The sequence below is a fragment of the Paraburkholderia sp. UCT2 genome, from assembly GCF_014397665.1.
Taxonomy (GTDB): Bacteria; Pseudomonadota; Gammaproteobacteria; order Burkholderiales; family Burkholderiaceae; genus Paraburkholderia; species Paraburkholderia tuberum.
In genome coordinates, this window is record NZ_VZQO01000054.1 from 20,500 (window position 1) to 43,653 (window position 23,154).

Here is a 23,154-nt window from a genome sequence, read left to right on the forward strand (position 1 = left end):
ACGATCGTCAATTCGCGGCCGTGACGGGCGCGTCGGCGGCGGGCGCGCGCAGCCCCGTGACCGACACCCGCAAACCGGGCGCCCCGACATTGTTGCTCAGCGACAGGCCGAGCTGATGCCGCTCGGCGATCCGCGCGACGATCGCGAGACCGAGCCCGCTGCCCTCGCCCTTCGACTCCTCGCCGCGATAGAAAGGGTCGAACACGCGTTCGAGTTCCGCCTCGGGAATTCCCGAACCGCTGTCGACGACCTCGAAGCCCACGCGCTCGCCCATGCGTCGCAGCACCACGTCGACACGGCCGCCCGGTGGCGTATGACGGATTGCGTTATTGATCAGGTTCCCTAACAACACGCTGATACTGTGCGGCTCCGCGAGCACCGTATAGGCGTCGTTCGGCGTGCGCGCGTGTTCGCATTCGAGGCCGAGATCGATCTCGCGCAACTCCGCGAGCACGGAACAATCGCTGACCGCCTGCTCGCCGATGCGGCGCAAGCTGACCGGCACCGTCGACGTGACCGGCTGGGCGTCTTCGCGCGCGAGCGTCAGCAGTTGCTGCACGAGGTGGATGATCCGGTTCACCCGATGTTCGACGCGCTCGAGCGTCTGCCCCTCGCCTCTCAGCGATCCATCGCGCGACGCCGCCTGCAGTTGCAGCTTCAGCGCCGCGAGCGGCGAGCGCAGCTCGTGCGCGGCATCGGCGATGAACGTGCGCTGCGCCTGCGACGCCGTATGCAACCGTTGCAGCAGATCGTTCAGCGCTTCGACGAGCGGCCGGATTTCGACCGGCAGGTTGCCGTCGAGCCGCAGCGGTTCGAGCGAATCGATCGAACGCGTCGCGAGCGCGCGCGACAGCCCGCCGATCGGCGCGAGCCCGCGCGCGACCACCAGCAGCACCAGCGCGATCGTCACCGGCAGCAGCACGCCGAGCGGCCACAGCGTGTGCAGCGCGAGATGCAACGCGAGTTCTTCGCGCACCGAGACCGGTTGCGCGACCTGCACATAGCGGTCTGTCTGCGCGACGCCGAAGATGCGCCAGTGGTATTCGCCGCGCGGCACGGTGTGAAAGCCCGGCGGCAGACGCTCGAACACCGGCGCCTGCGCGGAGCGATAGACGAGCGTACCGCCGCGGTCCCAGATTTCGATGACGATGCGGTCGTCGGCGAGATCGCCGAGGTCGGGGTTGCGACGCTCGCGGCTGCCCGCGCCGCTCAGCGCCGACGGCAGCGACAGCGCGACGGTGCGCAGTTCGTAGTCGAACAGCTCGCTCGCCTCGCGCCGCGCGGTATGGAAGATCGCGAAAGCCGCGATCATCGACGCCGCCGCCATGCCGAAGATCAGCCAGCCGAGCAGCCAGCGGCGAATCGACGTCATCCGCACCTCTTCAGGCGGTAGCCGACCCCGCGCACGGTCACCACCTGATCCGCGCCGATCTTGCGCCGCAGACTGTGCACATGCACTTCGATCGTATTGCTGCCGACTTCCTCGCCCCAGCCGTACAGCTTTTCTTCGAGCTCGGCCTTCGTGAACACGCGGGTCGGCTCCTCGATCAGCGCCTGCAGCAACGCGAATTCGCGCGGCACCAGCGGCAGCGGCACGCCGTCCTTGGTCACTTCATGCGCGGCGGGGTCGAGCGTCAGTTCGCCGTGACTGTAGACCGGCTGCTTCTGGCCGGTGCGCCGGCGCAGCAGCGCGCGAATGCGCGCGGCCAGTTCGTCGAGATCGAACGGCTTGATCAGGTAGTCGTCGGCGCCGGCGTCGAGACCGCGGATGCGTTCGTCGACCGCGTCGCGCGCGGTCAGGATGATCACGGGCGCCGCGCCGCCGTTGCGGCGATACGCGTTCAGCACGTCGATGCCGTCTTTTTTCGGCAGGCCGAGGTCGAGCAGCACGAGGTCGTACACGCCGTTATCGAGCGACAGTTCCGCCGCGCGGCCGTCCTCGGCCCAGTCGATCGCGTAGCCGGCGCGGCGCATCGCGCCCAGCACCGATTCCGCGATCATGTCGTCGTCTTCGACCAGTAGCAGGCGCATGGCCTCTCCTCTCCTTGGTGCGGTTTTGGCCGCCGCATTATCGGCCGTCGCAGCTTAACGAACGCTTACGGGGTACGGACGACGCGTCGATTTCGCACGGCCCGGGTCGCGCGATTCGACGTTAAGCCTGTCTTAAGCGCGCGCTGCGGACAATCAGCCCTCTCTGCGAGGCCTCGTTCGCGAGTCGCTCGCCCCTTCCGATGATTCGCAGGAGCCGGATTTTGCCTGATTTCCATCCCGTGGCGGCGCTGCGTCGGCGCGCACTGATGCCGTTGTGCGTGCTGCTGATGAGCGGCTGCGCGACCTATCACCGCGAGCCGCTCGCGCCGCAGGACACCTCGACGTCCGCGCGATCGCTCGAACGGATCCGCATCGATCCCGCTAGCATGCCGCTGCCCGAACTGGCCGCGCATCGTTTCGATCCCGCCGACGGGCTCGACATCGATGAAGTCGCGATGCTCGCGGTCGCCAACAACCCCGATCTGAAGCTGGCCCGCGACGATCTCGGCATCGCCGGCGCGCAGGCCTATTCGGCGGGTCTGCTGCCCGACCCGCAACTGAGCGTGTCGAGCGATTATCCCGGCGCGGCCGGCACCACGCGCGCGTTCAATTATGGCCTCAGCATCGACGTGATGGCGATCGTGCTGCGCAGCGCGAATAAACAGTCCGCCGACGCGACGCTCGCGAAGACCGATCTCGGCCTGCTGTGGCAGGAATGGCAGGTCGTCGCGCAAGCGCGGCAGCTGTTCGTGAAGCGCTGCTTCCAGCAGCGCACGCTGCCGCTGTTGCAACAGCAGCGCGAGCTCGCGCGCACGCGCTACGAGCGCATGGCCGCGGCGCGCGCCGCTGGCAATCTGACCGACGATACGCTCACCGCCGCGCTGCTCGCCTACGGCGACGCCCGCAAGCAATACACCGATGCCGAGCGCGCGGCCGCGCAAACCCATCACGATCTGAATGCGTTGCTGGGCCTCGCGCCCGACGTGCAATTGCAATTGCGATCGGGCAGCGACGATGACGTCGCGCCGCTCCCCGACGCCACACTCGACTCAGCGCTCGCCGAGCTCGCCCGCCGCCGCCCCGACCTGATCGCGCTGCAGGCAGGCTACGAAGCGCAGGAGCAGAAATATCGCGCGGCGATTCTGAGCCAGTTCCCGAGTCTGTCGGTCGGCTTCGTGCGGGCGCGCGACACGTCGAACATCTACACGAGCGGCTTTCAGGTCAACCTGAGTCTGCCGATCTTCAACCGCAACCAGGGCAACGTCGCGATCGAAAAAGCGACCCGCCAGCGGCTTCGCGACGAGTACCAGACCCGCCTGAACCAGGCGTATGCGGACGTCGCCCGGCTGCGCGAAGACAGCGCGATTCTCGCGCGCCAATTGCAGCAGACCGAAGCCGCGCTGCCCGGCGTCGAGCGCGCCGCGCGCGAAGCCGCGTCGGCCTACGCCGAACACAACCTCGTGCTCGGCGCATACACCGATGCGCAAAGCGCCGCGCTCGCGAAACGCATCGACGTCGCGACGCTGCGCGAAGCGCTCGCCGAACAACGCATCGGCTTGCAGGCGCTGCTCGGCAGCGCGATTCCCGATGCTTTCTCTTCCGCTCAGACTTTCATCGACACTCATGCGAAATAGCCTATTCTCATCGCGGTATCCGTGGCCGCGCGTTGCGGCCGTCGCCGCGCCGCTCGTCTGCGCGATCCTGCTGTATGCATCGGTCCATCCGGTTCGTGCGGACGACAACGCCGCCAGCGAAGCTCAACCGTCGGTCGCGGTACAGACCGTGCGCGTGCAGCGCGCCGCAATCGCGCAGCCGGTGCGCGGCTTCGGGATCGTCGCGGCCACCGCGTCGAACCTGACGACGATCAACCTGCCCTACCTGTCGCGTATCGTGCAGATGCGCGTGCAGGCGGGCGAGACCGTCAAACGCGGCACACCGCTCTTCGTCGTGCAGGCCGATCCTGCCGCCGTGCTTGCCGCCACCCAGGCGAGAAGCGCGCTGACGCTCGCGCAAGGCGAACTCGTGCGTACCCGGTCGCTGTACGACAAGGGGCTCGCGACGCAATCGCAGCTCGCCAGCGCGAGCAAGGCCGTCGACGATGCGCGCGAAGCGCTCGCCGCGCAAAATCAGACCGGCATCACGAGCGGCAACAAGGTCGTGACCGCGCCGTTCGACGGCGTGGTGCTGCAGCTATCGGCGGCACAAGGCGACCAGGTGCAGGCCGGCGCGGCGATTATGCAACTCGCGAGTGGCGCGAGCCGCGACGCGCGCGCAAACGTGACGCTCGGCGTCGAGCCCACCGACGCCGCAACGATCCATCCCGGCGACATCGTCACGCTGCACGGCCTGTCCACGGCACTCGCACAGACGTCGATCGAAGGCCGCGTGGTGCTCGTCGGAGCCGCGATCGATCCGCAATCGCAACTGGTCAACATTGGCGCGACGGTACCGCTCGCGCAGACACCGTTCATCCCCGGCACGCGCGTTTCTGGCGACATCGCGACCCGCACCGGCACGCACTGGATCGTGCCGCGCGCGGCCGTGCTGCGGGACGGCCAACACGCGTACGTGTTCCAGATCACGCCGCAAAACAAGGCGCGCCGCGTCGCGGTCAGCATCGCGGTCGAAAACGGCGAGCGCTACGGCGTCGACGGTCCGCTCGACCCCATGCTCGGCGTCGTGAGCAGCGGAAACTACGAGCTGAAAGATGGCATGGCGGTACGCGCCGGCGGGGATGGCGCGCGATGAACTTCGGTCAATGGATGCAGACGCATCGCCGCTCGCTGCTGTTCGTCATCGCCTTGCTCGCGATAGCCGGCGCGCTGAGCGCATTCCGTCTGCCGATCTCGCTGTTTCCGAACGTCGCGTTTCCGCGCGCGGTCGTGTCGCTCAACGCGGGCGACCGCCCCGCCGAGCAGATGACGACGCTCGTCACGATGCCGGTCGAGGAAGCACTGCGCCGCGTGCCGAACGTGCGCGACGTCGAATCGACGACGAGCCGCGGCGCCGCGCAGATCTCGCTGAACTTCGACTGGGGCACCGACATGGCGCAGGCGACGTTGCAGGCGCAATCGGCGATCAGCGAAATTCTCGCGACGCTGCCGCCCGGCACGACGATGCAGGTGCGGCGCATGGACCCGACCGTGTTTCCGGTGCTCGCGTACAGCCTCACGTCGACGCAGCAGTCGCTGTCCGCACTGCACGATCTCGCGCAGTTCCAGATGCGGCCGCTGCTGTCGTCGGTGGAAGGCGTCGCGCGCGTCGAGGTGACCGGCGGCGCGCAGGACGAGTTCGAAGTCGCGGTCGATCCCGCCCGCCTCGCCGCGTACAAGCTATCGCTCGCCGATGTATCGAAGGCGATCGGCGCGAGCAATGTGCTGATGGCGAACGGCCGCATCGAGGATCACGACAAGCTGTACCTCGTCGTCACGAACTCGACGATCACGCAGCTCGACGAATTGCGCAACGTCGTCGTGGCCGCCAACGGCAATGCGAACGGCGCGCAGATCCGTCTCGGCGACGTCGCGGCGGTGAGCCGGGGCGTGGTGCCGCAATGGATGCGCGTCACCGCCGATGGTCAGGATGCGGTGCTACTGAACGTGTACCAGCAGCCCGGCGCCAACAGTGTCGCGATGGCGCGCGCGATCCGCGCGAAGATCGCGGCATTCGAGCCGCAGATGCCCGCGGGCGTGCATCTGTCGAACTGGTACGACCAGAGCGAACTCGTGATCGCGTCTGCCACCAGCGTGCGCGACGCGATCATGATCGGCATCGTGCTCGCGGCGTTGACGCTGTTCTTCTTCCTGCGCAACTGGAAGATCACCGCGATCGCGGTCGCGCTGGTGCCGGTCGTGATGGCCGCGACGATCCTGCTGCTCGACGTGTTCGGCATGGGCTTCAACATCATGACGCTGGGCGGTATGGCGGCCGCGGTCGGCCTCGTCATCGACGACGCGATCGTGATGATCGAGCACATCGTGCGGCGCATGCGCGAAGCCGGCGCGCGCGCGTTCCACGGCCGCGTGATGGCCGCGGCGCTCGAATTCACGCGGCCGCTCGCGGGTTCGTCGGCGGCGACACTGATCATCTTCGTGCCGCTCGCGTTTCTGTCGGGCGTGACGGGGGCCTTTTTCAAGTCGCTGTCGCTGACGATGGCGAGCGCGCTGTTCATTTCGTTCCTCGTCACATGGCTCGCGGTGCCGATCCTGTGCGACCACTGGCTGAAGCCCAAAGACGCCGAGGAGCACCAGGAAACACGTTTCGCCGCGTGGCTGAACCGGCGCTATGCGCTGACGGTCGGGCGTGTGATCGCGAGGCCGCCGCTCGTGCTGCTCGGCGTCGTGCCGTTGATCGTCATTGCGGCGTTCGCGTTCACGCGCGTCGGCAGCGGCTTCATGCCGAGCATGGACGAAGGCGGCTTCGTGCTCGACTATCACACGCAGCCGGGCACCTCGATCACCGAAACGGACCGGCTGATGAAGCAGATCGAGCAGATCGTGCGCGCGAACCCGAACGTCGCGACCTATTCGCGCCGCACCGGCGCGGGCCTCGGCGGCGATCTGAACGAGCCGAACAAGGGCGACTTCTTCGTGCGGCTGAAGTCCGGCAAGCGCGAGCCGATCGACGCCGTGATGGAAGAAATCCGCTCGCAGATCGACACGCAGGTGCCGGGCGTCAGCATCGAGCTCGCGCAGCTGATGGAAGACCTGATCGGCGATCTGACCGCGGTGCCGCAGCCGGTGCAGATCAAGATCTTCTCCGACGACCCGCGCACGCTCGACACCACCGCGCGCAAGGTGGCCGCGCGCATCGGCCGGATTCAGGGCATCGTCGACGTGAACGACGGCATCAACCCCGCCGGCGACGCGATCGAGCTGCACATTCTGCCCGCCGCAGCCGCGGCCGAAGGCATGGACCCGCAAGCGATCGCGCAGGCCGTCACCGACATGCTCGAAGGCAATGTCGCGACGCAGTTCCAGAGCGGCCCTAAAACGGTCGGCGTGCGCGTGCGCGTGAACGGCGCGCGCCAGATGACCGATACGCAACTGGGTCAGCTACAGATACGCGCGCCGGACGGACATCTGTTCGCGCTGAAGCGCGTCGCCGATCGCGTGAGCGTCACCGGTCAGCCCGAGATCAGCCGCTCGAATCTGAAGCGGATGGTCGCGGTCACCGCGCGCATCGACGGGCGCGATCTCGGCTCGACGATCGCCGACGTGCAGAAGGCGCTCGGCGATGCGAACCTGCTGCCCTCGGGCGTCTATTACGAGCTTGGCGGTCTGTACCAGCAACAGCAGATCGCCTTCAAGGGTCTGTTGACCGTGTTCGGCGCCGCGATCGCACTCGTGTTCGGCCTCCTGCTGTTCCTGTACGAGCGCCTGCGCGTCGCGCTCGCGGTGCTGGCGATGCCGCTGCTCGCGGCCGGCGCGGTGTTCATCGGCCTGTGGATCACCGGCATCGAGTTGAACATCTCCGCGATGATGGGCATGACGATGATCATCGGCATCGTGACCGAGGTCGCGATCTTCTATGTGTCGGAATTGCAGGCGCTGGTGCGCGACGACGAGATGCCCTTGGACGACGCGTTGCAGGCCGCCGGCCGCAACCGTCTGCGACCGATCGCGATGACGACGATCGCCGCGATCCTCGCGCTGTTGCCGCTCGCCTTCGCGCTGGGGCAAGGCTCGGCGATGCAGCAACCGCTCGCGATCGCGATCATTTCGGGACTGATCGTGCAGTTGCCGCTCGTGCTGTTGCTGCTGCCGGCGTTGCTGAAGCTGTTGATGAAACAGCAGCCGGTGTGAGCGTGGCCAAAGTTTTCCGCGTTTCGCGAAGCATGGCGCTACGCAAGCACATCCGCGAACCCGCCGAGCCGCCCCCCAAGCGCGCGGATCGCGGCGGCCACCCGTGGTGACAGCAGCGCCTGCAACTCGTCGGCATGCCGGTAGTCGTGCATGCCGTCGCTCAGCGCGTCGCCGGCCAGCGCCGGATGACAGTAGATTTCGCCGACACCATGCGGCAGATTCGCGAGCGCGGCGAGCCAGGCCGCCTCATCCATGCGCCCGCTCGCCGCGATGCCGACTACGTAGTCGTTGTGCGCGATCCCCGCGCGCTCGAGCCGCGTCTTCACGTGCGCGATCCACGGCCGCAGCCACAGCGGCGCGTTCGCTTCGAACGGCAAACGCATCGCCTTCATGCCGTAGTCGCGGCCGATGTCGAGGATCAGAGCGAGCACGGTCGGATGCAGATGAAAATGCTTGTGCGTGTTCACGTGGTCGAGCGGAAGGCCGGTCGCGGCGAAGGCTTCGAATTGCGCGCGAATTTCGTGCGCGAGCTGCCGGCGCACGTGCGGCAGAAAAAAGAAGCGCACGCCGTCACGCACCATGTTGCTGCCGAAGCGGCCATTCTCGTCGAGCAGCGCGGCGACCTGCTCGCGCGGCGCCAGCGCGGCGCCGTCGGCCAGCACCAGATGCAGGCCCACGCGCAGTTCCGGCAGCATACGCGCGCGCGCGACCGCGTCTTTGGCGGCCGGCGCGCCGACCATCAGACTCGCGGCGCGCAGCACACCGTTGCGATGCGCGCGCTCGACCGCGATATTGACGCGCTGATGCAGACCGAAATCGTCGGCGGTGGTGATCAGTCCGCGCGGCTGGGTGGGTTTTGCGCTGTCCATCACGTGAGGCTGTCCAGCCGGCCGCTGCGCTCGGCGGACGGCGTGCCGAGCTGCATGCGCTCGCCGCGCCACACGACGTGCGAACCGAACGCGCTGACGAGCCACTGGAGCGCGAGCAGCGTATCGCGCAACGGCACCAGCGGCAGATCGCGCCAGAACGTGCGCGCGCGGCGTGCCGCGCGCAGGTGCAGCAGCAGGCGCGCGCCAACGCAGACCGCGGTGGCCGACGCGCTCGCGACCACCGCCGCGAAAGGCGCGTGAGCACACGTCGCGAGCGACACGGTCAGCCCCGCGCTCGTCAACAGCCACGGCGTGGGGAACGTGATCAGCAGCGACACGAAGCCCGGCGGATTGACCGAGCGGATCGTGCGCAGCCAGCGCGTTTCGCGCTGCCACAGCGCCGCGAAGGTCGGCTCGATCACGTCGGTCGCGACCATCACGCGCGACAGCACCGTTTGCAGACCGAGCGCGCGCACGTGCTCGGCGAGCCAGTAGTCGTCGGCGAGGCAGTTTTTCAGCGCTTCGAAGCCGCCGATGCGCTCCAGCGTCGCGCGCCGCAAAGCGAGCGTCGCGCCGAAGCCGAAGCGGCGCGAGCCCATCGCATGGGCGACCCGCACCGAGGGCGCGAACCACTCGTTGATGAACAGCGCACCGACACGCGGCCAGAAACCGCCGACGCCGCGCGCGACGTACAGGCACGTGACCACGCCGACGTTCGGGTCCGCGAGCGGCGCGGCGACGCTGTCGAGATAGTCCGGGTCGACCGCGATGTCGCTGTCGGCGATCACGATCATGTCGTGGCGCGCGCGTGCCGCCATGTTGATCAGGTTGCTGACTTTCAGATTGCTGCCGTGTATGCGTGTGTCGATTGCAAGCTCGATGTCGCGCTTCGGATAGGCGGCCTGCAATCGGCGCACCACCGCGATGGCGGGATCGTGCGGCGACGACACGCCCAACACCAGCTGAAAATGCTGATGTCGCTGTTCGCAGAAGGTTCGCAGATTTTCGTAGAGACGCGGCTCGGCGCCGCACAGCGGCTTCAACACGCTGACACCGACCTGCGCGAACGGCCCGGTTCGACAATCGAGCGAATCCATCAGCGAACGGCTGAGCGCGCGATTGACGGCCCTGCCCCCATGATGGTTCGATTTATGTCGGGCGGTGAAAAACGGCATGGCGAGCGCGGCGGCTACCGTGTAGATCGAAGCGCTAACGCAGCCGGCTAACAGAAGCCATTGACATGCCATCAACGCGTGCGCCGCCATTGTGTGCCGTCCGTGTCCGTCAGTGCTCGGCCAGCACGAAAGGTTGCCCCGTTAGTCGCAGATGAAGCACGACGAGCCACCGGCGCGGACAATTCGCTGCGATCACGGCGGGCCATGCGCCGCGAGCAGCGCGAGTCGCGCAGTCGCGCCGCACCGCAACCTCGAAGGCGACCTCGGCAAATTCGCGCGCGATCACCACGCCGCCGATGATCAGCGCGAGCGCGAACAGCCTGAACGATGCCGAAGCGAAAAAAGCGTCAGAGACGGGCAGTACCGGCAACGCCATGCACAGCAGCGCTTCGGTGCCCGCGGCCGTCAGAGACGCCACTAGCAGATGGGCTCGTAGCATGTCGATGGTGACTCGCTTCATAACGTGCCTCGTGCGCGGCCTTGCAGCCTGACCGGATGCTGGCAATGGGCGGGACTCGTCGAGATAGTCCGTTGACGCCATCGACCAGCATAAAGAATGCCTCGCGCGTCGCTCCATCGAAGTCCTTACGATCAGGTTGCGATGGTCTGACGACAACGTGGTCTCGCACATGCATTACGATCTGCGACGACCATTTTATAGCGCGTCGATGGTATCGATTCAAGCTGAAGGAAACCTTAAGCACGCGCATGGCATGAAGCGGCTAACGAACGGCGTGGTTACACTTCGGAACGCGGCAGATGGTTCGTCTATGTGCATCAATGCCGCTTGCTTCAAAATGCTCGACGTTATGCAATAAAGCCCCACAATGGAATATCTGCCTCATGCGCTTACTCCTCGTAGAAGACGACGAACTCATCGGCTGCGGTGTCGAGGCGGGCCTTCGTCAGGCCGGCTTCACAGTCGACTGGGCACGCGACGGCCACAAGGCCGGCCTCGCGCTCGACACGACTCAATATGCCTTGGTGGTACTCGACCTCGGCCTGCCGCGCGTGAGCGGCACGGAGCTGCTCAAACGCGTGCGCGACGCCGGCAATGACGTGCCGGTGCTGGTGTTGACCGCAAAAGGCACGGTCGTCGATCGCGTCGGCGGACTCGAAGCGGGCGCCGACGACTATCTCGGCAAGCCGTTCGATCTCACCGAGCTGGTGGCGCGGTGCCGCGCGCTGTTGCGCCGCGCACAAGGTCGCAGTATCGATCTGATTCGTTACCAGAATCTGACAGTGAATCCGGCCGCGCAAACGGTGCAGATCGACGAGGCGCGCGTGCCGCTCACGTCGCGCGAATGGGCGATTCTGCTGCAACTGCTGACCAATCTCGGCATTCCTCAGTCGCGCTCGCGGCTCGAAGAAAGCCTGTACGGCTGGCAGGAAGAAATCGAAAGCAATGCGATCGAGGTGCACGTGTCGAACCTGCGCAAGAAGCTCGGCGCAAGCCTGATCAAGACCGTGCGCAACATCGGCTATGTGATGGAGAAAGAATGATCGGTCCGTCGATTCGGCGGCGCCTCGTGCTGCTCGTGCTCGCGAGCATCGCGATCGTATGGGGCGGCACGCTCGTGTCGAGCTACCGGCAAGCCATCCACGAAGTCGCCGCGTGGGAACGAGCGCGTCTCGCCGAACTCGCGCAGATGCTCGCGCTGCTCGATTCGACGAATCTGATGACGCTCGCCAATGCGCGCATCGACGTGCGCGAAGAAGAGAGAGGCGGTGAGCCCGGCGCGAGCGATCTCGACGACGACGACACGCTGCCGCGCGACGCCCTCTTCCAGGTGCGCGCGGCCAACGGCGCCATTCTGGCGGGCAGTCCGCAACTGCATGCGCTCGCCGCGTGGGATTTGCCGTTGCCGCCCGCGAGCGGTTCGCAGGACGTCACGTTGGGCGGCCAGCTCTATCACTCGTTCACGTTGCGTGAAACGGCACTCGGTCACAGCGTGCGCGTGTTCGAACCGGCCAACACCCGCAGCGACCTGGTGAGCGGTGTCGCGAGCCGCATCGCGCGGCCCACGCTGATCGCGCTGCCAGTGCTCGCGGTGCTCGTGTGGCTCAGCATCGGCTGGAGTCTCGCGCCGCTGAAGGTGTTGTCGGCCGCGATCCGTTCACGCGACATCAACCGCATGGAACCGGTCGGCATCGGCCGCACGCCGCTCGAGGTGCGCCCGCTCGTCGACGCGATCAACCAGATGCTGGCGCGTCTGCACCATGCGCGCGAGCTCGAGCGCGCCTTCACCGCCGATGCCGCGCACGAACTGAAGACGCCGCTCGCCGCGATCAAGGTCCAGGCGCAGGTCGCGCTCGCCGAGCCCGACATCGCGCTGCAGCGGCTCGCGATGGAGCGCGTCGTGCAAGGCGTCGATCGCAGCGCGCGGCTCGCCGAGCAACTGCTGCTGCTCGCGCGGCTCGACGTGCAGGAGAAGCTGCCCACCGAGCCGCTGAGGCCGGCGGCGATCGCGAAAGATACGCTGCTCGCGAACAGGCGCAATGCGCAACAGAAGCACATCAATGTGATGCTGGTCGGCGACATGCTCGCCGAGATCGACGCGGAGCCCGTGCTGATCGGCATCCTGCTCGACAATCTGCTCGATAACGCGATCAAGTACGGACGCTCGGGCGGCACTGTCGAAGTGGCGGTGCGCCATGCCGACGAGCAGGTGCAGCTGATCGTGCGCGACGACGGCCCCGGCGTCGCGCCGGACGATCTCGCGCGGCTCACGAACCGCTTTTTCCGCGCGACCGGCAATCAGGCGACCGGCAGCGGGCTCGGTTTGTCGATCGTTGCGCGGATCGCCGAGCATTTCGGCGCGAGTCTGCAGCTAGGCGCCGGGATCGGGGACCAGGGGCTTGCGGTGCGGGTGTCGTTTCCGGCCTATCGCGCGACGCGCTGAAGGCGCGCCAATCGCTCAGCGCCGCTCGCCGCCCCGGTTCGCGTCAGCGATGCCCGAACGCTGCTTGGCCAGTTCTGCGCGCACGCCGTGCGGCGCGGCATGCGGCCGCGCGCTGCCGGACGCCTCGAACAGCTGCCACGCGATCAGGCCCGGCACGAATATCAACAGATCGCGAATTCGCCGCGCGGCCGCGAGCGCGAGACAGGTGGCGGGGTCGAGCCCCAGTGCGCCGCCAATCAGTACGAAAGCGCCCTCCTGCACGCCGAGACCACCCGGCACGAAGAACGCGGCGCTGCTGACCGCCTGGATCAGCGATTCGATTACGATCGCCTCGACGAGCGTCACGCGCGCGCCGAGGAAATACAGCGCGAGCCAGATTTCGAGCGAGGTCAGCACGCATTGCAGCGGCTGCCAGAAGAACAGATAGCGCAGCACGACCGCGCGGCGGCGCCAGATCACCTTGATCGACTGATCGATCTGCGCGGACTGGCCGACCAGCGCGGTTAGCTTGCCGCTCGTCACGCGGTTCGCCACGCGCGTGATGCGCTCGAACGGATTGGCATGCTGGACGAGCCCGAACAGCAACAGCACCGGCGTCAACGCGACCACGCCCCACGCGAGCTGCCCGGCGAGCCGCAGCGCGCCCGATTGCGCATTGGCGAACAGAAAACCAATCCCGACCATCGTGAACATCAGCTGGCTGATCACGGTCAGTTGCATGTCGACGATGGTGCTGGCCACCGCCGTCGACGGCCTGACGCCCCAGCGCTTGAACATACGGAACGACACGAGTTCGCCGCCGATCCGCGCGACCGGCAGCATGCAGTTGACCGATTCGCGCACCCACACCAGATGCAGCATCCTGCCGAAGCTGGGACGGTTCGCGCCGCGAATCAGCGAGCGCCAGTCGCACGCGTTGGCGATCATTGGCAGCACATGCGCGAGCGCGGCCACCACGAGGCCCGCGCCAGCCGCGCGCAACGCGCTGAGCACCGCGCGCGGATCTTCGCGCCAGACGAGCCACAAAGAGATCAGCAAACCCGCGAGCGCAGCCGCGCGGCCCAGATGCTTCATCATGCGGGCACCTCGCACACGACCTCGGTATACGTGATGCGCCGCACGCCGCGTGTCGCCGGGGCGCTGCCATGCGTCGCCAGGGCGCTCCCATTTCGCCCGTTCGAAGCTTCTTCGTTCATTGCCAGCCCAATCTGCCGTTCGTTCGTCATTCGTCCTGCGCCGCCGACAGCAGCCCATCGCCGTCGACCTTGAAGCTGAAGCCCCGCCAGATCACCCGCGACGAGCGGAAGCTCGCGACGAAAATCGCAAACGATACGATATCCCATAACGGCAGAAGCCACAGATCGCGGCAGCGCTGACGCAACGCCCGATCCGCGCGCCACTTCAACGCGAGACGCGCGACCAGCGTCACTGCCGCGAGCAGCCACGCCCACGGCGCGCCGCCCGAGCACGCGAGCGCGAGCAGCGCGAACGGCAACGGATGCACGAGCGCCGTGCCGAAGTGTCCGAGCGGATCGATGCGGCGAATCGTGCGGCTCCAGCGCAGTTCGTGCGTCACGAGTTGTGCGGCGCTCGCTTCGACACACGCATGCGCGATTGCGAACGGCGGAATCGTGACCTGTTCGCCCGCCGCGCGCACCGCCGCGCCGATCTCGTAGTCCTCGGCCAGATGCTGCACGAACGGCTTGAAGCCGCCGATCCGCTCGTAGGTATCGCGCCGCATCGCGATGGTCTGGCCGAAGCACGGCCGCGCGAGCCCGAGCGCGAGTCCGGTGACGACGCCCGGCAGGAACTGGTAGTTGGTTGCGATCGCCGACAGCCGCGGCCAGAAACCCGGATCGGGCTGGCCGCGATATGCGCAGGTGACGAGCCCGACGCCCGGCTGCTGCAATTCGCCGATCACGTTGCGCAGATAGTCCGGGCCGACGCACACGTCGCTGTCGGCGAACACGAGCACGTCGTGGCGCGCCTGCGGCACCATGTTGAGGATATTGCTGATCTTGCGGTTCGGGCCGTACAGACGCGCATCGGCGACGACGGTGATGTCCGCCTGAGGATGGAGACGCCGCAGTTCGTTGACGGTTTGCAGCGCGGGGTCGGCGCAATCATGCACGCCGAACAGGAATTGCACGGGCCCGGGATAATTTTGCGCGCAGAAGCTCGACAGATTGTCGAGCAACGCCCACTCGTTGCCATGCAACGGTTTGATCACCGTAATGGGTGGAAAGCTGGAGGGTTCGGCTACATCCCTCGCGAAGAAGCGCCCGATCAGCGCGCTCGCGAGCACGGTGTAGCCGATGCCGACAACGGTCGCCGCCGCGCACGCGTACGCGAGCGTGACGGCGGCGAGGTGTGCGGCGCTCACGCCTCGTGCGCGCGCAGGAAGCGGAAAAATTCGACACCTTCGCGCAGGCGCCGTTTCATCATGTCCCAGCTCGTCAGCATTTCGCGCAGGATCTCCCAGATCTTCGACGGCCGGAAATAAAAGCGTTTGTAGAAGTTTTCGAGCTGATGGTACATCTCGTCTCGCGACAGATGCGGGTAGCCGATCGCCGCCAGCTGCACGCCTTCCTTGCTGACGAGATTGATCACCTTGTTCTCCGCGAGCCAGCCGTTCTCGACCGCCTGGTTATAGAGCGTAGTGCCCGGGTACGGCGCGGCGAGCGACACCTGGATCGTCAGCGGATTGATCTCTTTCGCGTACTCGATGGTCTTCTGGATCGTTTCCGGCGTCTCGCCCGGCAAGCCGAGAATGAAGGTGCCGTGCACCTTGATGCCCAGCGTGCGGCAGTCCTGGGCGAAGCGCCGCGCGATGTCGGTACGCAAGCCCTTCTTGACGTTCAGCAGGATCTGGTCGTCGCCGGATTCGTAGCCGACCAGCAGCAGGCGCAAGCCGTTTTCCCTCATGATCTTCAGCGTCGAGTAAGGCACGTTCGCCTTCGCGTTGCACGACCATGTGACGCCCAGCTTGCCCATGCCTCGCGCGATTTCTTCGGCGCGCGGTTTGAAGTCGGTGAACGTGTCGTCGTCGAACATGATCTCCTTGACCTCGGGCATGTTGTCGCGAATCCACTTGACTTCCTCGAGCACGTTCTCGACCGAACGCACCCGATAGCGATGGCCGCCGACCGTTTGCGGCCACAGGCAGAACGTGCACTTCGAGCGGCAGCCGCGGCCCGTGTAGAGCGACACGTACGGATGTTTCAGGTAGCCGTTGAAGTAATTCTTGATGGTCAGATCGCGCTTGTAGATCGGCGCGACGAACGGCAGCTCGTCCATGTTCTCGAGGATCGGGCGCGCTTCGTTGTGCTCGATCGAGCCGTCGGGGGTGCGATAGCTCAAGCCCAGGATCTGCGCGAACGGCTTGCCTTCGGCGATTTCCTTGCAGGTGAAATCGAATTCCTCGCGACACACGAAGTCGATGGCCTCGGTCGCGGTCAGTGAATTATGCGGATCGACCGCGACCTTCGCGCCGACCATGCCGATCAGCAGCGACGGCTTGCGCTTCCTGAGGTCCTGGGCGAACAACGCGTCGGTCGGGAAGGATGGCGTGCTGGTGTGGATCACCACCAGCTCGTATTGCGAGGCGATGTCGAGGGCGGCGTCGACGGACAGGCCGTCTGCCGTGGCGTCGAGCACGCGGCTGTCGGGAACCAGTGCCGCGGGTTGGGCGAGCCACGTCGGATACCAGAACGAGCGAACTTCACGCTTGGCCTGATAGCGCGAACCCGCACCACCATCGAAGCCGTCGTACGACGGCGCCTGCAAGAACAGAGTTTTCATGGATGCTCCAGCAAGCCTTTATAGGCGCTTTCGGTTTTCAGTCGGGAATCTATTCTGTTCCATTGCCCGAATGCAGGTCGGGAAAGCCTGTGCTCGACCTGCACGTAGCGGTGGCGGCGGTCCGGAAAGGCCACGGGCAGTGGCGCAAATAGTACGGAGCAAAGCTGAAGGAAACCTGAAGAATAATACTGCGTTCAGACCGGGCGCGGCATGCTTCGATGGGGCGATTTGTGCAATCGACGCGCTCGTGCAATCGTGTCGCATCGATGTCGTGTCCGTGTGGTAAATGGATAGGTTCTCGCGTGGCGTGCGGGCGAGCGCCGCCGGCGCCGCCGATTCACGCCACGCTCACGGGCGCGAACGCTCGACCCGACGCGTCGCTCATCGCGCGCTCATCGCGCGAGATGCCTCGCCCATTCGAGCCAGCCGAGATTGAGGGCCGCGTTTACCACTACGCCGAGCGCCGACGCGAGCGCGGCGATCATGGTCCAGAAGGCCGAGCGCCGCGCCGCGCGCGCCGACGTGTGGGCGGCGGCCGCAGCGTCGCGCGACGCGCTCGCCGCCGCCTGCGCGATATGCGACGACGCCTCCATGCGCGCGAGCGACCTCAGCGCGAAACCGCGCTCGTCGTCGTGCGTGGCGGCGGCCGCCTCATGCGCCGCGTCGTCACGCTGCGTCTGCTCGAACAGATAGCGATGACAGAACGGCGTCAGCGGTTCGTCGGGATAGCGCGCGGCGAAGTTTTTCGCATAGGCGGCGCCGCCATTGCGCTCGATCTCCGCGTAGGCGGCGTCCTTATCCATGGTTGCCTCGCATGCGGATGAGCCGCCCGGCCGGCGTCACACGGGCTTGATGTCGGCCGCCTGTTTGCCTTTCGGCCCCTGCTTGATTTCAAAGCTGACTTTCTGGTTTTCCTGCAACGACTTGAAACCTTCGGATCGAATCTCCGAAAAATGGGCGAACAGATCTTCGCCGCCGTCATCGGGAGTGATGAAGCCGAAGCCCTTTGCGTCGTTGAACCATTTCACTGTTCCGGTTGGCATGGCGATGTCCTCGTGATGCGCTGTAGTAGCGGTTGAATGGATGAAGCACTGCGTCCCGCAAGCGTTTCGTGCAGCGCTGACGCGGCGCCCCGGCACGACCCGCAAAATCGCTCCGGTGCCAAGCCTCAGCAAGCCGCATGCCGCGACCGGGCGCCTGCGGGCCGCGCCCGGTGCGATTGCCCGCAATCAGATAAGATAAATGGTATCGGCAATTCATTCATGGCCGCGCAGGAAGGTCGCCTCGTGCCGCACGTCCGCGCGGCCAGTTGTTTTCCCACTCACAGGAACCCAGCATGGCCATCTCGAGCTATACCGATACCCGTCTTCTGATCAACGGCGAATGGTGCGACGCCGCCAGCGGCAAGACCCTCGACGTGATCAACCCCGCGACCGGCCAGGCCATCGGCAAGGTCGCGCATGCCGGCATCGCCGATCTGGACCGCGCGCTCGAAGCCGCGCAGCGCGGCTTCGAAGCCTGGCGCAAGGTGCCGGCCAACGAGCGCGCAACCGTCATGCGCCGTGCCGCCGCCCTCGTGCGTGAGCGCGCCGCGGACATCGGCCGCCTGATGACGCAGGAACAGGGCAAGCCGTTCGCCGAGGCGCGCGGCGAAGTGCTGGCGGCCGCGGACATCATCGAATGGTTCGCGGACGAAGGCCGCCGCGTGTATGGCCGCATCGTGCCGTCGCGCAACCTTGCCGCGCAGTCGCAGGTGCTGAAGGAGCCGATCGGCCCGGTCGCCGCGTTCACGCCGTGGAACTTCCCGGTCAACCAGGTCGTGCGCAAGCTGTCGGCGGCCCTCGCCTGCGGCTGCTCGTTCCTCGTCAAGGCGCCGGAAGAAACCCCGGCGTCGCCGGCGGCGCTGCTGCAAGCCTTCGTCGAGGCCGGCGTGCCGGCCGGCACGGTCGGCCTCGTGTTCGGCGATCCGGCTGAAATCTCGAGCTACCTGATCCCGCATCCGGTGATCCGCAAGGTTACGTTCACGGGCTCGACGCCGGTCGGCAAGCAGCTCGCGGCGCTGGCCGGCTCGCACATGAAGCGCGCGACGATGGAGCTCGGCGGCCACGCGCCGGTGATCGTCGCGGAAGACGCCGACGTCGCGCTCGCCGTCAAGGCAGCCGGCGCCGCGAAGTTCCGCAACGCCGGCCAGGTCTGCATCTCGCCGACGCGTTTTCTCGTGCACAACAGCCTCCGCGAAGAGTTCGCCGCGGCGCTCGTCAAGCACGCTGAAAGCCTGAAGCTCGGCGACGGTCTCGCCGAAGGCACGACGCTCGGGCCGCTCGCCAACGCGCGCCGGCTGACGGCGATGGCCAAGGTCGTCGACGACGCCCGCAAGACCGGCGCGAAGGTCGCGACGGGCGGCGAGCGCGTCGGTACCGAAGGCAACTTCTTCGCGGCCACCGTGCTGACCGACGTGCCGCTCGACGCCGACGTGTTCAACAACGAGCCGTTCGGCCCGGTCGCCGCGATTCGCGGTTTCGACAAGCTCGAAGAAGCGATCGCCGAAGCGAACCGTCTGCCGTTCGGCCTCGCCGGCTACGCGTATACGAAGTCGTTTGCCAACGTGCACCTGCTGTCGCAGCGCATGGAAGTCGGCATGCTGTGGATCAACCAGCCTGCCACGCCGACGCCGGAAATGCCGTTCGGCGGCGTCAAGGATTCCGGCTACGGCTCGGAAGGCGGCCCGGAGGCGATGGAAGCCTACCTCGTGACCAAGGCGGTCACGGTGATGTCGGTTTAATCACGGGTTTAATCACGGGTTTAATCACGCCATCACGCGCTTCGGGAACGGCGCCGCGGTTTTGCCGCTCGCATCGTTCCCGAGCGCGGCTCAACCGATCTGCCAGGTCCACGAGTCTTCCGCTCGCGGACCTTTTTTATTGCCATGAACGATATTTCCGCCGAATCGATGCAGCCCACGCTGAGCGGCTCGTTCGTCGAGCTGCGGCCGCTGCGCGAGGAGCACGCACAGGCCCTCGTCGACGCCGCCGCCGACGGGCAACTGTGGGACATGAAGCTGACCGTCGTGCCGGGCCCGGCGACGATCGACGCCTATATCGCCACCGCGCTCGCCGGCCGTGCGGCCGGCAAGGTGATGCCGTTCACGATCGTGCGGCGCGACAAGGACGAAAAGAATGGGGGCGCTGGCCGGGTCGTCGGCAGTACGCGGTTCTGGAAGATCGATCGCGCGAACCGCAAGCTCGAAATCGGCCATACGTGGCTCGCCGCCTCGGCGCAGCGCTCGGTCGTGAACACAGAGGCGAAATATCTGCTGCTGTGCCACGCGTTCGACGTGATGCGCTGCGTGCGCGTGCAGTTCACGACCGACGAGCTCAACGACAAATCGCGCGCGGCGATCCTGCGCATCGGCGCGCAACAGGAAGGCATCGTGCGGCACGAGCGGATCATGCCCGATGGGCGCAAGCGCAACTCGGTGCGCTTTAGCATCATCGACAACGAATGGCCAGCGGTGAAAGCGATGCTCGAAGCGAAGCTGGCGCGCTGAGCGGCGCGCCGGCTTCCTGCTACCGACTCATTCAAACGGGCGCATCGCGCTGCTCGTTGAGCGGCGCCGCCTGCGTCGCGGTGGCGAACTCCTCGCGCAGCGCGTCGCGCGCATGATGCCGGCGCACCCACAGCGCCGTGAGGATCGGCACCAGAATCGCGGTCACGAGGCAAGCGGTGGCGACCATCGCGGTCGCGGCCGGCACCAGCGGTTTGAAGCTCGGAATCATGTCGGCGATGATCGCCGGATTCGCGACCGCGGCCCCTGCCGTCGACGACGCCGCCAGCCCCGCCGCGCCATTGCCGCCGGCAATCCAGCGATCGGCGAGAATCAGCGGCACGCCAGTCACGACGATCACGCCAAGCCCCAGCACGATGCCCGGCAGGCCGCTCGCGACGATCACGTTCAGATCGATGCCGTTGCCGAGCGCAAAGCCGAAAAACGGAATCAGCGGATGCACGCAACGGCCGAACAGCTCGCGCAGCTCGCTATCGAAGTTGCCGAGCGCAAACCCGATCAGAAACGGCAGCACCGCGCCGACGAACAGGCGCGGCTCGAAGAACGCGACCCCCGTCGCACCCAGAATGATCATGCTGATCAGCGGCCCCGATTCGACCGACATCAGCACGAACGCGCCCGCCTCTTCCTTCGTGCCGTACTGTTGCATCACGGCCGCGTACAGCCCGCCGTTGGTCATGTCCATCGACGTAGTGATCGCGAGCATCGACAGTCCCGCGAACAGCCCGGTCTTGACGCCATCGATCGGAATGAAGCGCGCCGCGATCAGCGTGACGATCCACGCGACCAGCATCTTGGTGGCGAGCAGCGTGCCCGACTTGCGCAGCACGGTGCCGGTCGCGCGCAGGTCGATCGTCGCGCCCATGCAGAAGAACCATACCGCGAGGATCGGCACGGTGCCGGTAATCAGGCCGTTGGTGAACGAGCCGAAGTATTTGCCCGCGCCCGGCGCGAACGTATGCACCCAGGCGCCGAGCAGCAGCGGCACCAGCATCAGACCGCCAGGAATGCGGTCGATGGCCTTCTTGATCTTCATGCCTCCTCCATGGACGGTGACGTCCCGTTGACGGGCCAATGACCCGCGTTGGTGTCCCGTTCTACGCCGGGCTCTCCCTTTCCGGCGCAATATAGCATCATGAAAGGAACGCCGTTCCGTTTTATTTCTTAAACCTGACTATCGTTTACCCGGTCGTTCGCGCTATGCGTTGCCAGCCGCGATCACCGCCACAATATTTTCGGACCGGTGTTCCGAAATCAAGATTCTGCGTTACAGTCTCGGGCACAAGGAAGGCGGCGCCGCGCCCCGTATACCGACAGGAGAACGATCAATGGACGTGAGACAGGCCGTCAACAGCGAATACGCGAAGACGCTCGACACCACCGGGCTGCGTCGCGAGTTTCTGGTGGAGCAGATCTTCGAGCGCGATGCGTTGAAGCTCACGTATAGCCATATCGACCGGATCATCGTCGGTGGCGTGTGGCCGGTCGAGCGCGCGGTCGAAGTGCCGGGCTCGCTCGGCAAGGCGATCGGCGTCGACTATCTGCTCGAGCGGCGTGAACTCGGCGCGATCAACATCGGCGGCGACGGCTGGGTCGACGTCGACGGCACGCGCCACACGGTGCGCCGCGAAGAGGCGATCTATATCGGCAAGGGCGCGCAAGCGGTCGCGTTCGGCAGCGCCGACGCCGCCCGGCCGGCGAAGTTCTATCTGAACTGCGCGCCCGCGCACACCAGCTATCCGACCCGCACGATCTCGCTCGACCAGGCCTCGCCCGAAACCCTCGGCGATCCGGCCACGAGCAACCGCCGCACCATCTACAAGTTCATCGTGCCCGACGTGCTGCCGACCTGCCAGCTGTCGATGGGCATGACGAAGCTCGAACCGGGCAGCCTGTGGAACACGATGCCCTGCCACACGCACGAGCGCCGCATGGAAGTGTATTTCTACTTCGACGTCGCCGACGACGCCGCCGTCTTCCACATGATGGGCGAGCCGCACGAAACCCGGCATATCGTCGTGCGCAACGAGCAGGCGGTGATCTCGCCGAGCTGGTCGATCCATTCGGGCGTCGGCACGCGCGCGTACACATTCATCTGGGGCATGGTCGGCGAGAACCAGGTGTTCGGCGACATGGACCATCTCGCGGTCCGCGAGCTGCGCTGAGCGAACATGAGTCCGAACACAGTGAACACTTTCGATCTGACCGGCAAGGTCGCCATCGTGACCGGCAGCAACACCGGCCTCGGCGCCGGCATGGCCGTCGCGCTCGCCGCGGCCGGCTGCGACATCGTCGGCGTCAGTCGCGCGGACGCGGGCACGACCGCCGCGCGCGTCGAGGCGCTCGGACGCCGCTTCGCCGATGTGCGCGCCGATCTCGCGTCGACCGTTTCGGTCGACGACATCGTGCGCGCCGCGCTCGAAGCGTTCGGCCGGATCGACGTGCTCGTCAATAACGCAGGCATCATCCGTCGCGAAGACGCGCTCGAGTTTGGCGAAGACGACTGGGACGCGGTCATGGACGTGAATCTCAAGAGCCTGTTCTTCCTGTCGCAGGCCGCGGCGCGTCAGTTCGTGCGCCAGCAAAGCGGCGGCAAGATCATCAACGTCGCGTCGATGCTGTCGTTCCAGGGCGGCATCCGCGTCGCGTCGTACACCGCGTCGAAAAGCGGCGTGCTCGGTCTGACGCGACTGCTCGCGAACGAATGGGCCGCGCGACGCATCAACGTGAACGCGATCGCGCCCGGCTACATGGCGACCGTGAACACCGCGGCGTTGCGCGACGACGCGCAGCGCAACGAGGAGATACTCGGCCGCATTCCGGCCGGCCGCTGGGGCGTGCCCGACGATCTCGCGGGGCCGGTGGTTTTTCTCGCCTCGTCGGCGTCGGACTACGTGCATGGGCATACACTGGCGGTGGATGGCGGCTGGCTCGCGCGCTAGGGACGGCACAAGCTCGCCACGAGTGCGCGCGACGCGCTATGCTCTCGCGCCGGCGAGCATCGGC

20 protein-coding genes are annotated in these 23,154 nt (G+C 66.4%); 9 read left to right on the forward strand and 11 right to left on the reverse strand.

Features of this window, described 5'->3' with window-relative positions:
• Positions 1 to 7 precede the first annotated feature (7 nt).
• Positions 8 to 1,372, reverse strand: coding sequence for an ATP-binding protein (locus F6X39_RS31055; RefSeq protein ID WP_187619413.1), 1,365 nt, complete (start codon positions 1,370 to 1,372; stop codon positions 8 to 10).
• Positions 1,369 to 2,031, reverse strand: a complete 663-nt coding sequence (locus tag F6X39_RS31060) for a response regulator (RefSeq protein WP_018417800.1) — start codon at positions 2,029 to 2,031, stop codon at positions 1,369 to 1,371. Before F6X39_RS31060 ends, F6X39_RS31055 begins: the two co-directional genes overlap by 4 nt.
• 221 nt (positions 2,032 to 2,252) lie before the next feature.
• Here F6X39_RS31060 and F6X39_RS31065 point away from each other — a divergent pair, with 221 nt between their 5' ends.
• Genes F6X39_RS31065 through F6X39_RS31075 form a run of 3 tightly spaced genes read left to right on the forward strand, consistent with a single transcriptional unit; the run spans position 2,253 to position 7,835 of the window.
• A complete protein-coding gene (locus F6X39_RS31065; RefSeq protein ID WP_187619415.1) occupies positions 2,253 to 3,665 on the forward strand; it encodes a TolC family protein in 1,413 nt (470 codons plus the stop codon).
• Entirely contained in the window at positions 3,655 to 4,779 is a 1,125-nt protein-coding gene (locus F6X39_RS31070) for an efflux RND transporter periplasmic adaptor subunit (protein WP_187619416.1), read from the forward strand. The genes F6X39_RS31065 and F6X39_RS31070 overlap by 11 nt, the downstream gene beginning before the upstream one ends.
• Positions 4,776 to 7,835 (forward strand): efflux RND transporter permease subunit, encoded by a 3,060-nt coding sequence (locus F6X39_RS31075; RefSeq protein ID WP_187619417.1) that lies wholly within the window; start codon positions 4,776 to 4,778, stop codon positions 7,833 to 7,835. Before F6X39_RS31070 ends, F6X39_RS31075 begins: the two co-directional genes overlap by 4 nt.
• Positions 7,836 to 7,873: 38 nt before the next feature.
• Here F6X39_RS31075 and hpnK read toward each other — a convergent pair whose 3' ends face one another.
• Genes hpnK through F6X39_RS31090 form a run of 3 tightly spaced genes read right to left on the reverse strand, consistent with a single transcriptional unit; the run spans position 7,874 to position 10,339 of the window.
• On the reverse strand, positions 7,874 to 8,704 hold the full coding sequence (gene hpnK, locus F6X39_RS31080; protein ID WP_187619419.1) for a hopanoid biosynthesis-associated protein HpnK: 831 nt from the start codon (positions 8,702 to 8,704) through the stop codon (positions 7,874 to 7,876).
• Positions 8,704 to 9,969, reverse strand: a complete 1,266-nt coding sequence (hpnI, locus tag F6X39_RS31085; RefSeq protein WP_187619421.1) for a bacteriohopanetetrol glucosamine biosynthesis glycosyltransferase HpnI — start codon at positions 9,967 to 9,969, stop codon at positions 8,704 to 8,706. The genes hpnK and hpnI (F6X39_RS31085) overlap by 1 nt, the downstream gene beginning before the upstream one ends.
• A 19-nt stretch (positions 9,970 to 9,988) precedes the next feature.
• Entirely contained in the window at positions 9,989 to 10,339 is a 351-nt protein-coding gene (locus tag F6X39_RS31090; protein WP_184043340.1) for a hypothetical protein, read from the reverse strand.
• A gap of 383 nt (positions 10,340 to 10,722) precedes the next feature.
• On the opposite strand from F6X39_RS31090, the gene F6X39_RS31095 reads away from it, so the two are divergent.
• Positions 10,723 to 11,382, forward strand: a complete 660-nt coding sequence (locus tag F6X39_RS31095) for a response regulator (protein ID WP_090805227.1) — start codon at positions 10,723 to 10,725, stop codon at positions 11,380 to 11,382.
• Positions 11,379 to 12,782, forward strand: coding sequence for an ATP-binding protein (locus F6X39_RS31100; RefSeq protein ID WP_187619423.1), 1,404 nt, complete (start codon positions 11,379 to 11,381; stop codon positions 12,780 to 12,782). The genes F6X39_RS31095 and F6X39_RS31100 overlap by 4 nt, the downstream gene beginning before the upstream one ends.
• Before the next feature lie 15 nt (positions 12,783 to 12,797).
• On the opposite strand, the gene F6X39_RS31105 is transcribed toward F6X39_RS31100, so the two are convergent.
• From F6X39_RS31105 to F6X39_RS31125, 5 genes are all read right to left on the reverse strand, one after another.
• Positions 12,798 to 13,859, reverse strand: coding sequence for a lysylphosphatidylglycerol synthase domain-containing protein (locus tag F6X39_RS31105; protein ID WP_187619425.1), 1,062 nt, complete (start codon positions 13,857 to 13,859; stop codon positions 12,798 to 12,800).
• Positions 13,860 to 14,004: 145 nt separating this feature from the next.
• Positions 14,005 to 15,165, reverse strand: coding sequence for a bacteriohopanetetrol glucosamine biosynthesis glycosyltransferase HpnI (gene hpnI / locus F6X39_RS31110; RefSeq protein WP_184065896.1), 1,161 nt, complete (start codon positions 15,163 to 15,165; stop codon positions 14,005 to 14,007).
• Positions 15,162 to 16,583, reverse strand: coding sequence for a hopanoid biosynthesis associated radical SAM protein HpnJ (hpnJ, locus tag F6X39_RS31115; RefSeq protein WP_184043334.1), 1,422 nt, complete (start codon positions 16,581 to 16,583; stop codon positions 15,162 to 15,164). The genes hpnI (F6X39_RS31110) and hpnJ overlap by 4 nt, the downstream gene beginning before the upstream one ends.
• A 392-nt stretch (positions 16,584 to 16,975) precedes the next feature.
• Complete coding sequence (locus F6X39_RS31120; RefSeq protein ID WP_187619426.1) at positions 16,976 to 17,386, reverse strand: hypothetical protein; 411 nt, start codon at positions 17,384 to 17,386, stop codon at positions 16,976 to 16,978.
• Positions 17,387 to 17,422: 36 nt separating this feature from the next.
• Entirely contained in the window at positions 17,423 to 17,626 is a 204-nt protein-coding gene (locus F6X39_RS31125; RefSeq protein WP_007181784.1) for a cold-shock protein, read from the reverse strand.
• A 293-nt stretch (positions 17,627 to 17,919) separates the two neighbouring features.
• Here F6X39_RS31125 and F6X39_RS31130 point away from each other — a divergent pair, with 293 nt between their 5' ends.
• Positions 17,920 to 19,365, forward strand: coding sequence for an NAD-dependent succinate-semialdehyde dehydrogenase (locus tag F6X39_RS31130; protein WP_187612760.1), 1,446 nt, complete (start codon positions 17,920 to 17,922; stop codon positions 19,363 to 19,365).
• 144 nt (positions 19,366 to 19,509) lie between these two features.
• Complete coding sequence (locus F6X39_RS31135) at positions 19,510 to 20,130, forward strand: GNAT family N-acetyltransferase (protein WP_187619428.1); 621 nt, start codon at positions 19,510 to 19,512, stop codon at positions 20,128 to 20,130.
• 31 nt (positions 20,131 to 20,161) lie between these two features.
• Here F6X39_RS31135 and kdgT read toward each other — a convergent pair whose 3' ends face one another.
• Positions 20,162 to 21,184, reverse strand: a complete 1,023-nt coding sequence (kdgT, locus tag F6X39_RS31140; RefSeq protein ID WP_187619429.1) for a 2-keto-3-deoxygluconate transporter — start codon at positions 21,182 to 21,184, stop codon at positions 20,162 to 20,164.
• Positions 21,185 to 21,476: 292 nt separating this feature from the next.
• Here kdgT and kduI point away from each other — a divergent pair, with 292 nt between their 5' ends.
• Together kduI and kduD are read left to right on the forward strand one after the other, a co-directional pair.
• A complete protein-coding gene (kduI, locus tag F6X39_RS31145) occupies positions 21,477 to 22,313 on the forward strand; it encodes a 5-dehydro-4-deoxy-D-glucuronate isomerase (RefSeq protein ID WP_187619430.1) in 837 nt (278 codons plus the stop codon).
• Positions 22,314 to 22,319: 6 nt separating this feature from the next.
• On the forward strand, positions 22,320 to 23,090 hold the full coding sequence (gene kduD / locus F6X39_RS31150) for a 2-dehydro-3-deoxy-D-gluconate 5-dehydrogenase KduD (RefSeq protein ID WP_187619431.1): 771 nt from the start codon (positions 22,320 to 22,322) through the stop codon (positions 23,088 to 23,090).
• Positions 23,091 to 23,154 lie beyond the last annotated feature (64 nt).